Annotated in this window: 12 protein-coding genes; 4 read left to right on the top strand and 8 right to left on the bottom strand. The window is 73.2% G+C overall.

Annotated features, from left to right (window positions below; genetic code table 11):
• Positions 1–47: 47 nt before the first annotated feature.
• A complete protein-coding gene (locus ABD067_RS10310) occupies positions 48–1,715 on the bottom strand; it encodes a M48 family metallopeptidase (RefSeq protein ID WP_343895189.1) in 1,668 nt (555 codons plus the stop codon).
• Positions 1,715–2,890: a YjgN family protein gene (locus ABD067_RS10305; RefSeq protein ID WP_343895188.1), complete on the bottom strand. Its 1,176-nt coding sequence runs from the start codon at positions 2,888–2,890 to the stop codon at positions 1,715–1,717. The genes ABD067_RS10310 and ABD067_RS10305 overlap by 1 nt, the downstream gene beginning before the upstream one ends.
• Positions 2,891–3,099: 209 nt before the next feature.
• Between ABD067_RS10305 and ABD067_RS10300 the strand changes: the two genes are divergently transcribed.
• From ABD067_RS10300 to ABD067_RS10285, 4 genes are all read left to right on the top strand, one after another.
• The gene (locus ABD067_RS10300) at positions 3,100–3,459 is read left to right on the top strand and encodes a hypothetical protein (protein WP_343895187.1); all 360 of its coding nucleotides are present in this window, start codon (positions 3,100–3,102) and stop codon (positions 3,457–3,459) included.
• A 131-nt stretch (positions 3,460–3,590) separates the two neighbouring features.
• Positions 3,591–5,531, top strand: coding sequence for an acetate--CoA ligase (gene acs / locus ABD067_RS10295; RefSeq protein WP_343895185.1), 1,941 nt, complete (start codon positions 3,591–3,593; stop codon positions 5,529–5,531).
• 151 nt (positions 5,532–5,682) lie between these two features.
• Complete coding sequence (locus ABD067_RS10290; RefSeq protein WP_343895184.1) at positions 5,683–5,922, top strand: hypothetical protein; 240 nt, start codon at positions 5,683–5,685, stop codon at positions 5,920–5,922.
• Between the two features lie 148 nt (positions 5,923–6,070).
• Positions 6,071–6,535: a cupin domain-containing protein gene (locus ABD067_RS10285; RefSeq protein ID WP_343895183.1), complete on the top strand. Its 465-nt coding sequence runs from the start codon at positions 6,071–6,073 to the stop codon at positions 6,533–6,535.
• A 96-nt stretch (positions 6,536–6,631) separates the two neighbouring features.
• Here the strand turns inward: ABD067_RS10285 and ABD067_RS10280 are convergent, their stop codons facing one another.
• The 6 genes from ABD067_RS10280 to ABD067_RS10255 all read right to left on the bottom strand — a co-directional run.
• A complete protein-coding gene (locus tag ABD067_RS10280; RefSeq protein ID WP_456305243.1) occupies positions 6,632–7,432 on the bottom strand; it encodes an amino acid ABC transporter ATP-binding protein in 801 nt (266 codons plus the stop codon).
• A gap of 15 nt (positions 7,433–7,447) precedes the next feature.
• The gene (locus ABD067_RS10275; RefSeq protein ID WP_343895182.1) at positions 7,448–8,581 is read right to left on the bottom strand and encodes an amino acid ABC transporter permease; all 1,134 of its coding nucleotides are present in this window, start codon (positions 8,579–8,581) and stop codon (positions 7,448–7,450) included.
• 4 nt (positions 8,582–8,585) lie between these two features.
• Positions 8,586–9,788, bottom strand: a complete 1,203-nt coding sequence (locus ABD067_RS10270) for an amino acid ABC transporter permease (protein WP_343895181.1) — start codon at positions 9,786–9,788, stop codon at positions 8,586–8,588.
• A 66-nt stretch (positions 9,789–9,854) separates the two neighbouring features.
• Positions 9,855–10,949 (bottom strand): amino acid ABC transporter substrate-binding protein, encoded by a 1,095-nt coding sequence (locus tag ABD067_RS10265; RefSeq protein ID WP_343895180.1) that lies wholly within the window; start codon positions 10,947–10,949, stop codon positions 9,855–9,857.
• 291 nt (positions 10,950–11,240) lie between these two features.
• Positions 11,241–11,927, bottom strand: a complete 687-nt coding sequence (locus ABD067_RS10260) for a nitrogen regulation protein NR(II) (RefSeq protein ID WP_343895179.1) — start codon at positions 11,925–11,927, stop codon at positions 11,241–11,243.
• A gap of 67 nt (positions 11,928–11,994) precedes the next feature.
• The coding region (locus ABD067_RS10255; protein WP_343895177.1) for a transglycosylase domain-containing protein at positions 11,995–13,770 on the bottom strand (1,776 nt) is incomplete at its 5' end.

Genomic DNA, 13,770 nt, shown 5'->3' with positions numbered 1-13,770 from the left:
CAAACCCGCGACGCGGCCCCCGGTTCCGGACGGCGCCGCGCCCGTCTTCAGGGCGCCGAAGCGGCGGCGGCCGTCGTCGCGGGCGCGGCCGGCGCATGCGCCTCCTGGCAAGCCTCGCCGATGGCCGCGTGCGCCTCCACCAAGCCCCGGAGGCCAAAACGGTGGGTCCGCCGCGGCGCCTCGCCGTACTCCTTCACCGCTTCGGACCAGGAGACCGTCGCCTCGGCGACGCCCTCCGCCGCGGCGGCGCGGAGCGCGGCCGAGAGCGCCTCCGTGTCGTGCGGCCAAGCGGCGCCGCGGCGCATCCGCAGCGCGGCGGCGCGCCCGCCGAACTCGATCCTGATCGCGGCCCCGGCCGGCGGCGGCTCCACGTCGGTCTCGAAGCTGATGTCGTTCATCCGGTTCCAGGGCCGGTGAGCCAGCCAGAGCATGGTCTTGCGGCTCCGCCGCTCGCCCGGCGCGGGGACGGGGTAGGCCACGGCGTAGCACATGGTCCCGCGGCCGCGCTCCTCGTAGGTCCATGCCTCCCAGTCGGCGAAGGTGCCGAGCGAGCGCGTTCGCGGCCTCGCCGCCCGGCCCGCCGCCGGCTGCGATTTGGCCGACCCGGCTTTCGGCTCGCCCTTCCGCGCCGCCCCGCAGATGGCCCTGACCGCCGCCCACTCCCCGGCCGGCATCGCCTGCGCCGGGTCCGCCGGACGCGCTTCCGCGCGCAGCGCCGCGATGCGGTCGGCGTCCGCCGGGTGGGTGCTGACGTAATCCCAAAGCGACCCGGAAGCGCCCGGCCCGTCCCGTTCCAGCCGGGCGAAGAAGGCTTGCAGGCCCTCCGCGCCGATGCCGGTCGCGCGCAGCATCCGCGCGCCGTCCGCGTCCGCCTCCCGCTCGAACTCGCGGCTGTAGGACAGGCCGACCAGGACCGCCGCCGCCGCGACCGCGTCGGAACCGCCGGTGAGCGCGCCGGTCAGCACGAACAGCCCCGCGACCCGCGCCACGCCGCGCAGCCCGTGCCGGTGCTTCACGTGCGCCAGCTCGTGCGCCAGCACGCCCGCCAGCTCCTCGGCCGATCCAGCCCGGTCCAACAGGCCCCGGAAGACGATGACCTCGCCGCCGGGCGCGGCCAGGGCGTTGACGGCCGGGTCGTCGAGGACCCGCACGCGCAGGCCGGCCGCCGGAACCCCGCCTGCCGCGGCGAGCTTCGCCGCGAGCGCGTCCAGCGCCGCTTGGCCCGCCGGGGCGTCGCACACGCGCTTGCCGCCGATGAACGCCGCCGCGGTCGCGGCCCCGATGGACCGCTCCCAGTCCGCGGGCACGGCGCGGGCGATGGCGTCCGCCGCCGGCGGCCAGCCCTTCCACAGCGCGAGCCCGCCGGCCGGCACCAGCACCGCCGCCAGCGCCGCCATCCGCAAACGCCGCCGCAGCGCCGCCCGCCGGCGCGGCCGTTGCGCCGCTTCCAGCGCCGCGACCAGCGCGGCGTCCGAGACGAGCAGCCGCGCGTCGGAACCGTCCGGCGCCAGCCGCAGCGCGCCGCCTGCCCGGTCAACCACACGCAGCGCCGCCACCGGCCAGGACGCGACCGCCTCGCCCCCCGCCCGGCGGAGTTCGAGCGAGGCGGGTGTCAGGCGCGCGCGCAACCAGAGCGGCCGGGCCTGCCGCCCGTCGTGGTATTCCGCCTCGGCCTCCACCACGGCCGCGGGCGCCGCTTCCGCCGCCGCCGCCATCAGAAGGCGCTCGCGCCGAACAGGTCCGCCGCGCCTTCGCCGGTGCCGGGGCCGCGCTCCGCTTGCCGCGCCGCCGAAAGGTCGGGCGCCCGGTCGAGCCGCAGGTGGCGGGCGCGGAATGCGGCGTTCCTCGCCAGGGTCATGGGGTGGAGCAGCCCGAAGGAGGCGACGGAGAGCAGCGCGTTGCCCAACAGGAGGCGGAACACCGACCAGCCCGTCGCCCCCGGCATGGAGAAGCGCGCGCCGCCGAGCAGCGTGTGCCCCGCGGTCCACCGCATGGCCGCCGCCGACCACACGGGCCCGGCGACCAGCACCCCCGGCAGGGCGCAGGCGGCGGCCACGATCGCGTACACCGTGAAGCGCACCGCGCCGGCCGAACCGTCCTCGATCGCGTCGGGCGGCATGCGCTCGATGATGGTTCCGGCGACCCGGCCGCCGAACAGCAGCCAGAGCGCGAGGCCGGACGCCGCCGTGAGGCCCCACGCCGCCAGCCACGGCCGCAGCAGCGCCCGCGCGCGCCCGTCGAAGCCGAGCGGCGCGGTGCCGAGGTGGAGCCTGCCCACCGTCCACCGCGCCTGCGCCGCCACGGCGAAGGGATGCGCCAGGCCGAGGGTGAGGAGGCCCAGCGCCGTCCAACCGGAGGAAACGAAGCCGAAGCGCCAGGGCGAACCGGCCAGCATGAAGCGCAGCCCGCGCCAGAGCGTCCGGCTGGCGACGTAGCGCCGCGCCGCGTGCGCGGCCACGCCTACGAAGAAGGTGAGCGCGGCCAGCTTGGCGCCGAAGAAGGCCCAGGCGACCACCGGAAAGGCGGCGAGCAGCGGCTCCGCCAGCGACACCGCCAGCAGGACCGGCCCGATCACGAGCACGGCCTTGAGGAAGCCGAGGAACAGCTCGCCGCCGGTGCCGGCGTACTCGAGCCGGCCGCCGAGGAACTCCTGGTGCGCCCAAAGGTGCCGGCGCATCCGCACCGTGCCCCAGAAGCGGTAGAGCCCGAGGGTCAGGACCGTCAGCACCATGTTGCCGAGGCCGATTCCGACCAGGCGGCCCGCGCTGCCGTCCCACCGCAGCGGCGGGGCGGGCGCGCCGGCGGGCACGGGCGCCTGGAACGGCGAGGCGGCGGTCGCGGCCTCGCCGGGAGGGGCAATGCCGGGAGGGGCAATGGTGGTGGCGCTCAACCTGCGAAGCCCCTCGGCGGAAACGGTGCCAGGACCTTACATCACAAATCGTAACAAAGTCTCGCCGATTTCACCGCGGCGGACACCGCGTCGCCACGATCGCCGCGCCGCGGCCCCGTTCGGCACGGAATGACCCCGCCGTCGCCGAAACGCCGACATCTCCGCTCGGCAGCCTCTGCCCGGGACCGATCCCGCAGGAGGACGACACGATGACCACCAAAACGACGACGATCCGCGGCCTGCTCGCCGCCGCGCTGCTGTTCGGCGCCGCCACAGCGCCGGCCCTCGCGCAGGGCGGAACGGCCAACGCTCCCGCGGCCGCCCCCGCGAGCCGGCCCGCCGCGACCGCGCCGGCGCCGGTCCCGAACAGCGCCGCCGGCCCCGCCGCCTCCGGCTCACCGACGACGCAGGCGAACCGCCCGGCCGCCGCCGCCCCGGGCAGCACCGCGCCGCAGCGTCCTTCCACGGCCGTGCCGGCCGAGCGCCAAGGCGGCGCGTCCGGCACCGGCCCCGGGGCCACGGCACCGTCCGGGCCGGCGCAGGGCGGCGGCGTGACGCGGTCGAACTGACGCGCGCCGACGCGAACGGTTTGGGGGCGGCCTCGCGCCGCCCCCTTTGTCGTTGCGCACCGACCGATTGACGCGATGGGACGAAAAGCCAAACTCCGCCCCAACGAAACGCACAATGGGGAGCGCCAAGTATGCCCGACGACGCCGTCATCGCCGTCAAACCCGAGATCGCCTCGAAAGCCGGCATAAACGCCGAGCGCCACCGCGCCATGACCGAAGCGGCGGAGCGCGACCCGGAGGGCTTCTGGCGCGGCGAGATGCGGCGGATCGCGTGGATGAAGGAGCCCACGCGCATCAAGAACACGAGCTTCACCGGCGACGTGTCCATCAAGTGGTTCGAGGACGGCGTGCTCAACGCCTCCGTCTCCTGCCTCGACCGGCATGTGGAAGCCGGCAACGGCGACCGGGTGGCGATCATCTGGGAAGGCGACGACCCCAACAGCGACGCCAAGGTCACCTACCGCGAGATGCACCGGCGCGTGTGCCAGCTCGCCAACGCCATGCGCGGCATGGGCGTGAAGAAGGGCGACCGCGTCTGCATCTACCTGCCGATGATCGTGGAGGCGGCGGTGGCGATGCTCGCCTGCGCCCGCGTCGGCGCCGTCCACTCCATCGTCTTCGGCGGCTTCTCGCCCGATAGCCTCGCGTCGCGCATCCAGGACAGCGAGTGCTCGCTGCTCCTCACCGCCGACGAGGGCCGGCGGGGCGGCCGTTCGGTGCCGCTGAAGAAGAACGCGGACGAGGCGCTGAAGACCTGCCCGTCCGTCAAGCACGTCATCGTCGCGCGCAACACCGGCGGCCAAGTGGCGATGCAGGACGGGCGCGACGTCTGGTGGGAGGAGGCCTGCGGCTCCCAGCCCGAGACCTGCGAGCCGGAGCGGATGAACGCGGAGGACCCGCTGTTCATCCTCTACACCTCGGGCTCCACCGGCAAGCCGAAGGGCGTGCTGCACACCACCGCCGGCTACCTGGTCTGGGCCAGCTACACGCACGAGCTGGTCTTCGACTACCGCCCCGGCGAGGTCTACTGGTGCACCGCCGACGTGGGCTGGGTCACGGGCCACACCTACATCGTCTACGGGCCGCTCGCCAACGGCGCGACCTCCCTGATGTTCGAGGGCGTGCCCAACTACCCGGGCATCGACCGCTTCTGGCAGGTGGTGGACAAGCACAAGGTCAACATCTTCTACACCGCGCCGACCGCCATCCGCTCGCTGATGCGCGAGGGCGAGGCGCCGGTGAAGAAGCACAGCCGGAAGTCGCTCCGCGTGCTCGGCTCGGTCGGCGAGCCGATCAACCCCGAAGCCTGGATGTGGTACTACCGCGTCGTCGGCGACGAGCGGTGCCCGATCGTGGACACCTGGTGGCAGACCGAGACCGGCGGCATCCTGATCTCGCCGCTGCCGGGCGCCGTGCCGCAGAAGCCCGGCTCCGCCACCCTGCCGCTGCCGGGCGTGAAGCCGGCGCTGGTGGACAACGACGGCAAGGTCCTGGAGGGCGCGGCCGAGGGCAACCTCGTCATCACCGACAGCTGGCCCGGCCAGATGCGCACCGTGTACGGCGACCACGAGCGCTTCGTGCAGACCTACTTCTCGTCGTTCAAGGGCACCTACTTCACCGGCGACGGCGCCCGGCGCGACGCGGACGGCTACTACTGGATCACCGGCCGCGTGGACGACGTGATCAACGTCTCCGGCCACCGCATGGGCACGGCCGAGGTGGAGAGCGCGCTTGTGGCGCACCCCAAGGTGGCGGAGGCGGCCGTGGTCGGGATGCCGCACGACCTGAAGGGCCAGGGCATCTACTGCTACGTCACGCTGGTGGCGGGCGAGGAGCCTTCCGACGCGCTCCGCAAGGAGCTGGTCGCCTGGGTGCGCAAGGAGATCGGCCCCATCGCTTCGCCGGACGCGATCCAGTGGGCGCCCGGCCTGCCCAAGACGCGCTCCGGCAAGATCATGCGCCGCATCCTGCGCAAGATCGCCGCCAACGAGACGGACGCGCTGGGCGACACCTCGACGCTCGCCGACCCGGCGGTGGTGGAGGACTTGGTGGAGAACCGGGTGGCGCGGTAGGCGGGTCAGGCCCGCGGCGGGGCTCCAGCGCCCCGCCCGGCCGGCCGGCCCGTCCGCCGAGAAATGCCCGTTCGGCAGCCGACAAGCCCTTTGAGGCCCCTTTCCCGTGCCGACGCGGCTTCGCTGCATTCCGCCCACGAAGTCACGCCCGATGAACCGCGCGACGAGCCGTCCCAAGAACGACGCCGGCGAGGCGCCCCGACGCCAAGCGAATCCTGCCGCCAAGAAGCCGGCGCCGAAGCCAACCGCGAAGAAGGCCGCCGCGGCGCGAGGGACGGCCGCCCTGGGCGCGGCGGCCCGAGCGGAGAGCACCGCGCGCGCCGAACTGGGCGCGATCCTCGCCCGCATCCACCGCACCCTGGACGAGACCGACGCCCTGCTCGCGGACTGAGCGCCGGCGAGGGGCGTTGCATGCGGGCGCGCGGCGCGCGCAAGCTGCGCGCGGGCGGCGGGCGTCCGCATGGGCGACCGCGGGGGACGTCGGACACCTCCCGAACGCATGGGACCGCCGCCACTCACGCCGCCAGAGAGGATGCGCCATGACCCAGCCCCGGTTCGTGCCTGCCGGCAGCGCCCGTGTCCTGCCGCTGTTCGGGGGCGACATTCGCATCATCATGCCGGCGGACGGCCCGGAAGCCGGCCTCAGCGCCTTCGAGGATGTGCGCCAGCCCGGCGACGGCCCGCCGCTGCACGTGCATCACGGCGAGGACGAGATGTTCCGAGTCATCTCGGGCCGGTTCCGGCTGCGGGCCGGCGACCAGACCTTCGAAGCAGGGCCCGGCGATTGCGCCATCCTCCCGCGTGACCTGCCGCACAGCTTCGTCAATAGCGGCGAGGCGGCCGGAACGATGCTCTGCGTCGTCCAGCCCGGCGGCTTCGAGCGCTTCTTCCTCGAGATTGCGGAGGCCGGCTTACAAGTGCCGTCCGACATGGGACGGATCGTGGAAGTCGCGGCGCGCTACAAGCTGGAGTTCCTCGGGCCCAACCCGTTCAGCGGGCGATGAGCCGTTGCACGGGACCGCTCAGTTCAGAGCTGTCCTACTCCCCAAGGAGCCTGCCAACCTCCCCGACGGCTTGCTGAAACGAAATGAAGCGGGCTTTCAGTGCCCCCGCAGGATCTGCGACAGGAACAGCCGCAGCCGGTCCGTCTTCGGATTCTCGAACATGTCCGCCGGCGCGCCCTGCTCCACGATCTCGCCGCGGTCCATGAACACCACGCGGTCGGCCACCTGGCGGGCGAAGCCCATCTCGTGCGTCACGCAGATCATGGTCATGCCCGTCTCGGCGAGGCTGACCATGGTGTCCAGCACCTCCTTGATCATCTCCGGGTCGAGCGCCGAGGTCGGCTCGTCGAACAGCATGATCTTGGGCTTCATGCACAGGGCGCGGGCGATCGCCACGCGCTGCTGCTGCCCGCCGGAAAGCTGGCCCGGGTACTTCTTCGCCTGCTCCGGGATGCGGACGCGCGTCAGGTACTCCATGGCCAGTTCCTCGGCCTGGGCCTTGGGCATCCGGCGCACCCAGATCGGCGCCAGGGTGCAGTTCTCCAGGATGGTGAGGTGCGGGAACAGGTTGAAGCTCTGGAACACCATGCCGACCTCGCGGCGGATGGTGTCGAGCGCGCGGACGTCGTCCGACAGCTCCGTGCCGTCCACCAGGATGCGGCCCTCCTGGTGGGTCTCCAGCCGGTTGATGCAGCGGATCAGGGTTGACTTGCCGCTGCCCGACGGGCCGCACACCACCACCCGCTCGCCCAAAGCGACCGAGAGGGTCACGTCGCGCAGCACGTGCAGCGCGCCGAACCACTTGTTCACGCGGTCCATCAGGATGGCCGGCGGCGCGTCCGTGCGCGCCGTGGAGGCCACGGAGGCGCCGGGCTCCAGCACGAGGTTGTCGCTCATGGCGGGCGCTCCTTCCTAGCGGACGCGGTGGCGGTTCAGCTCCGCCTCCAGGCCCTGGCTGTACTTCGACATGGCGAAGCAGAACACGAAGTAGATGGCGCCGACCGTCAGGTAGACCTCGACGCCGAAGCCCTGCCACGCCGGCTCGATGATGGCGGTCTTGCCCGCGGTCAGCAGGTCGAAGATGCCGATGATGAGCACCAGCGAGGTGTCCTTGAAGAAGCCGATGAAGGTGTTCACCAGCGGCGGAATCACCAAGCGGAGCGCCTGGGGCAGGATGATGAAGCCGGTCTTCTGCCAGTAGGAGAGGCCGAGCGCGTCCGCCGCCTCGTACTGGCCCTTGGGCAGCGCCTGGAGGCCGCCGCGCACAACCTCCGCCAGGTAGGCGCCGGCGAAGAGGATGATGGCGATCTGCGCCCGCAGCAGCTTGTCGATGTTCATGCCTTCGGGCAGGAACAGCGGGAACATCACGCTCGCCATGAACAGCAGCGAGATCAGCGGTACGCCGCGGATCAGCTCCACGTACAGCACGCAGAGCGCCTTGATCGCCGGCAGCTTCGACCGCCGGCCCAGCGCCACCAGGATCGCCAGCGGGAAGGCGAAGGCGAGGCCGAAGGTGGCGAGGATCAGCGTGATCGGCAGCCCGCCCCACCGCTCCTGCGGCACGTAGGACAAGCCGAACACGCCGCCCCACATCAGCACGCCGATCACGGTCAGCGTGGCGATCCAGATCAGCGCCAGTTCCTTGCGCCAGAAGCGGCGCATGGCGGAGACCACGTAGAGGCCTACGAAGAGCAGGCAGACCAGCGCCGGCCGCCAGTGCTCCTCGTAGGGGTAGGTGCCGAACAGGATGAAGCGGTGCTTCTCCGCGATCACCGCCCAGCAGGCGCCGACGCCCTTGATGTCGCGGCAGGCCTGGCTCTGGTTGTCCGGCACCGACCAGACGGCGTTGATCACGCCCCATTCGATGAAGCCGATGGCCCAGCGCACCACGAAGTAGAGCACGACGAGCGTGACGGCGGTGTTGATCCAGGAGGAGAACAGGTTGGCCCGCAGCCATCCCGCCAGCCCGATCTGGCTCAGGGGCGCCGTGCGCGGCGCCGCCTCGGGCGCCTTGGCTACGGCGGTGTCGAGCGTGATGTCGCTCATGGCGTCAGCGCTCCACCAGCGCGATGCGCGCGTTGTACCAGTTCATGAAGAGGCTGATGGACAGGCTGATCGTCAGGTAGACCAGCATGATGATGGCGATGCCCTCGATCGCCTGGCCCGTCTGGTTCAGCGTGGTGTTGGCGATGGAGACGATGTCCTGGTAGCCGATCGCCACCGCGAGCGACGAGTTCTTGGTGATGTTGAGGTATTGGCTGGTCATCGGCGGGATGATCACCCGCAGCGCCTGCGGCAGCACGATGCGCTTCAGCACCGCGCCCGGCCTGAGCCCGAGCGCCTGCGCCGCCTCCCACTGGCCCTTGGGCACGGCCAGGATGCCGGCGCGCACGATCTCGGCGATGAAGCCCGCGGTGTAGAGCACCAATCCCAGCAGCAGCGCGAAGTACTCGGGCGTCATGGTGAGGCCGCCGCGGAAGTTGAAGCCGCGCAGCGCCGGCCAGTCCACCGTCCAAGGCGCGCCGAAGGCCGCCCACACCGCGAGCGGCAACCCGACGAGCAGCCCCAGCGCCGCCGGCCACACCGGCCGCGGCTTGCCGTCCTGCAAGAACAGCGCCGTGGCCCGCCGCGCCCAGAGCCAGGTGCCGACGGCGCCCGCGACGAAGGCCAGCAGGGCGTAGGTGTGCGCGTCCTGCCACTCGAGCCAGGGCAGCTTCAGCCCGCGGTTGGAGAGGAACACGCCCTCCACCGGGTTGAGCGATTGCCGCGGCCCGGGCAGCGCCTGCAAGATCGCGTACCAGAACAGCAGTTGCAGCAGCAGAGGCAGGTCGCGGATCACCTCGACGTAGACGCCGGCGATCTTCGACAAGAGCCAGTTGCGCGACAGCCGCGCGATGCCGACCAGGGTGCCGAGGACGGTGGCGAGCACGATGCCCACCACCGCGACCTTGAGCGTGTTCAGCAGCCCGACCGTGAGCGCGCGGAGGTAGGTGTCGGTCGGGCTGTACGGGATGAGCGACTCGCCTATGGGCAGCCCGGCCTCGCGGTCCAGGAAGCCGAAGCCGGTGGCGATGCGGCGGACCTCCAGGTTGTGGACGGTGTTGCTCCACAGCCAGTAGGCGATCGCGCCGACCACGCCGACGACGAGCACCTGCCACACGATGCCCCGCACCCGTTCGTCCGCCCAGGACAGGCGCAGCTTCCGTTTCGGGGGCGCCCGCAGCAGGCGCGGGTCCATCGTGGTCTGGGACATGGGGGGCTGCCCTGTGCGAGGGGTGTCACGACCGGAGCCGGCGCGGGCCGGCCCCGGCCGCCGGGATCACCGGAAGGGCGGCGCGTACTGCAACCCGCCCTTGGTCCAGAGCGCGTTGGGGCTCTCGTCGCGCTGGATGCCGAGCGGCGCGAGGTGCCGCTGGAACATCTCGCCGTAGTTGCCGACCGCCTTGATGACGTTCACCGCCCAGGCGTTGTCGAGGCCCAGCATCTTGCCGAGTTCGCCGTTGCGGCCGAGCAGGCGTTGCGCCTCGGGGCGCGGGTCGTTCGCCATCTGCTGCACGTTGGCCTGGGTGATGCCCAATTCCTCGGCGGCGATCAGCGCGTAGTGGGTCCAACGGATCACGTCGGCGAAGCGGGCGTCGCCCTGCCGCACGGCGGGCGCGAGCGGCTCCTTGCTGATGACCTCCGGCAGGATCACGTGGTCGTTCGGCTGCGGCTGCGCCGAACGGGTCGAGGCCAGGCCGGAGACGTCCGTGGTGTACGCGTCGCAACGGCCGGCGGCGTAGGCCGACACCAGCTCCTCCAGCCGTTCGATCACCACCGGGGTGAAGCGGATGCGGTTGGCCCGCGCCCAGTCCGTGAGGTTCTGCTCGGTGGTGGTGCCGGGCTGGACGCAGATGGTGGCGCCTTCCAGCTCCTTGGCGCTCTTCACGTTGGTGCTGCGCTTCACCATGAAGCCCTGGCCGTCGTAGAAATTGGTCGCGGTGAAGTCGAGGCCGAGGCTGGTGTCGCGCGAGAGGGTCCAGGTGGTGTTGCGCGCCATCACGTCCGTTTCGCCCGATTGCAGCGCCGTGAAGCGGTTCTGCGCCGTGGTCGGGACGAAGCGCACCTTGTTCGGGTCGCCGAACAGGGCGGCGGCGAAGGCGCGGCAGTAATCGACGTCGAAGCCGCGCCAGACGCCCTGGCTGTCCGGCTGGGCGAAGCCCGCCAGGCCGGTGTTCACCGCACAAACCAAGGTGCCGCGGCTCCGCACCGCGTCGAAGGTGTTGGCCGCCGACGCCGCCGGGGCCTGGGCGGGCGCCTGCTGCGCCAGCGCCGGGGCGGCGAGGCCGCCTGCCAGCCCCCCGGCCAGCAAGGCGCCGGCCACCATCGCCGCCGCGGACAAGGCGCGCGTCGAGAAAAGCCCGAAGGGCTGCATGCGATCCCGTCTCCCGTTTCTTGCCCGGCCGGTGCGGCCGGGAATCCCTGTTGGATTTTGGTCCAAGCAAATGCTGCGCCAGGGCGGGCCGCGGATCAATCCGCGACATACCGGCCCCGGAGCCCGGCCTGGACGGCCGGCGGCGCTTCTGTAGGGCGCCGCCGGGCCGCATGGAACGCCCCCGCGGCCCCGTCCGCCCGCATTCCGCCGGAATCCGGCGCGCCGGCCGCCGCGGCGGGCGCCTGAAACACGGTTGTTGGAGCGCGCGGCTCCGGGCAGGGCCGCCGCGGCCTACTCGGGTGCGTCCGCCGCCGAGCGCGGCAGGGCCAGGCGCAGGAAGGCGGCGCCGTCCTCGGCGCCTTCTTCCACCGAGCCGCCCGCGTCCTGCACGATGCCGCGCAAGGTCCCGGTCGCCGGGAGCGCGACGTCCGCCGGCCAGCGCACCGCCAACTCCACCGCCTCCGGCGGGCCCGGGCGGTTGGAGGCGGACAAGGACAGGACGCCGCCGCGGGGCAGCGCCTCGCCGGCCTCGCGCGCCAGGGCGATCAGCGCCTCGTCCAGCAGGGCGCGGTCCATGCGCACCGCCCAGCCCTCCGCCGGGTTCGCTTCCACCGCCAGCATCCCCGGCGCGGGCATCAGCACCACCAGCAGCGGGCGCACCGCCACCAGCGCCTCGCCCAAGGTGAAGGCGGAAAGGCCGGGCACCGGGCGCCGCGACAGGCTGAGGAAGCCGCGGGAGGACGCCTCGAAGCGCCGCGCCGCCTCCGCCACCCGGTCGAGCTGGCGCTGCGGCCCCCCTTCGGCGGCGGTGCGCTTCAGCATCTCCAAATTGGCGAAGATGACGGTCAGGAGGTTGTTGATCTCGTGCTGCACCGGGCGGGCCAGCCCGGCCATGGTCGCCAGCCGCGCCGCTCGCCGCCGGGCCGCGTCCGCTTCGTCGTCCCCACCCTCGCCCATGACGGTCCGCGCCCCCGGCAAGCTGCCCGCCGCCTCGCGGCAGTATCGGGCCGGAACGGGCGGCGCGCCAGAACGTTGCGCCGCGCCGTCACGGGACGGCCGCTTCGGCGACGTCCCGGAACAGCCGGGCGGGCAGGGTGCCGCCCCGCACGTCCGACATCGGCCGCCCGTCGTCGTTGCCCAGCCACACGCCGATGACCAGCGGCGCCGCCGGCGCGGGGCGCTCCACGAAGCCCACGAACCAGGCGTCGCGGAACTCCTGGGTGGTGCCGGTCTTGCCGGCTGCCACCCGGCCCGGCAGGGCGGCGGCGCGGCCGGTGCCGCGGGACACCACGGCTTCCAGCATCCCCCGCATGGCCTCGGCGTGGGCCGCCTCCACCACGCGGCGCGGCTGGGCGCGCGGTGCCGGCAGGGCGCGCCCCGCCCCCGTCGCGGCCGAGGCGATGCCGTGCGGCTCCACACGGTACCCGCCGTTGGCGAAGGCGGCGAAGGCGGCGGCGAGGTCCAGCAGCCCCGCTTCCCCGGTGCCGAGGGCGAGGGAGGCGTCGTTCGGCAGCCGCCCGTCCAGCCCCAGCCGGCGCGCGGCGGCGATCGCGGCGCGCGGCCCGCCGGCGCGCATCAGCACCCGGACCGCGGCCGTGTTGACGCTGTGGGCGAGGGCGTCCTCCACGGTGATCTCGCCGCGCGAGCGCCACTGGGCGTTGCCCGGCGACCACGCGCCGAGGGTCAGCGGCCCGTCCGACACCGCCTCCTCCGGCCGCATCCCCGCTTCCAAAGCCGCCAGGAAGACGAAGGGCTTGAACACCGAGCCGGGCTGGCGCCGGGCGCCGGCGGCGCGGTTGAACTGGCTGTCGCGGTAGTCCCGGCCGCCCACCATGGCGCGCACCGCGCCCGTGCCCGCGTCCAGCGCCACCACCGCGCCCTGGCCGACGCCCGCCCTGGCCCCCGGCCCGGCCAGCAACGCCTCCAGCCGCGCCTCGGCCACCGCCTGGAGGCGCGGGTCCAGGGTGGCGCGCAGGACGAGGTCGGCGCTGCCGGGGAAGCTGCCGGCCAAGCGGGCGAGCGCCCAGTCGGCGAACCAGCCCGCGCCCTGGGCCGGCGGGTTGGGCGAGCGGATGCGGGACAACTCCGCCAGCGCCCGCTCCTTGGGCAACGCGCCCGCGTCCACCATCGCGTCCAGCACCTCCGCCGCCCGCGCCACCGCCAGGTCGGGCGAGGCGCGGGGGTTGAGCCGCGAGGGCGCCTTGGGCAGCCCAGCCAGCATCGCCGCTTGCCACAATTGCAGGCGCTTGGCCGGCACGCCGAAGAAGAGCCGCGCCGCCGCGTCCACCCCGTAGGCCCCGGCGCCGAGGTAGACGCGGTTCAGGTAGATCTCCAGCAACTCGTCCTTGCCGAAGCGCCGCTCCAGCCAGAGCGCCAGCAGCGCTTCCTGCACCTTGCGCCGGGCGGAGCGTTCGGGCGTCAGGAACAGGTTCTTGGCGAGCTGCTGTGTGAGGGTGGAGCCGCCCTGCACCACCGCGCCGGTCCGCCAGTTGACCCAGGCGGCGCGGGCGACGCCCAGCGGGTCGATCCCGAAGTGGCTCCGGAACCGCCGGTCCTCCACGGACAGCAGGGCGGCGGGCAGGGAGGGCGGGAGGTCGCGCATCTTCACCACCTCGCCGTACAGGTCGCCCTCCGTCGCCAGCAGCGCGCCGTTGGGCGCCACCAGCCGCACGGAAGGCCGCCGGGTCGCGGCCAGCGCCGATTCGGGCCGCGGCATGTCCCACGCGAACCACAGCAACGCCGCCGCCGCCGCCAACCCGCCCCAAACCGCCAGCATCACCAGCCAGCGCAGGGCGGCGCGCCACGCCGGCCGGCGGCGCGA

Source organism: Craurococcus roseus (genome assembly GCF_039523795.1).
Classification (GTDB): domain Bacteria; phylum Pseudomonadota; class Alphaproteobacteria; order Acetobacterales; family Acetobacteraceae; genus Craurococcus; species Craurococcus roseus.
Note: the sequence above shows the minus strand (reverse complement) of the source record. Positions and strands in the feature narration are given on the sequence as shown.

Coding starts and splice junctions, on each gene's coding strand:
- ABD067_RS10285 (WP_343895183.1), top strand. CDS start 6,071: ATGACCCAGCCCCGGTTCGTGCCTGCCGGCAGCGCCCGTGTCCTGCCG.
- ABD067_RS10280 (WP_456305243.1), bottom strand. CDS start 7,432: ATGAGCGACAACCTCGTGCTGGAGCCCGGCGCCTCCGTGGCCTCCACG.
- acs (WP_343895185.1), top strand. CDS start 3,591: ATGCCCGACGACGCCGTCATCGCCGTCAAACCCGAGATCGCCTCGAAA.
- ABD067_RS10275 (WP_343895182.1), bottom strand. CDS start 8,581: ATGAGCGACATCACGCTCGACACCGCCGTAGCCAAGGCGCCCGAGGCG.
- ABD067_RS10270 (WP_343895181.1), bottom strand. CDS start 9,788: ATGTCCCAGACCACGATGGACCCGCGCCTGCTGCGGGCGCCCCCGAAA.
- ABD067_RS10290 (WP_343895184.1), top strand. CDS start 5,683: ATGAACCGCGCGACGAGCCGTCCCAAGAACGACGCCGGCGAGGCGCCC.
- ABD067_RS10310 (WP_343895189.1), bottom strand. CDS start 1,715: ATGGCGGCGGCGGCGGAAGCGGCGCCCGCGGCCGTGGTGGAGGCCGAG.
- ABD067_RS10265 (WP_343895180.1), bottom strand. CDS start 10,949: ATGCAGCCCTTCGGGCTTTTCTCGACGCGCGCCTTGTCCGCGGCGGCG.
- ABD067_RS10300 (WP_343895187.1), top strand. CDS start 3,100: ATGACCACCAAAACGACGACGATCCGCGGCCTGCTCGCCGCCGCGCTG.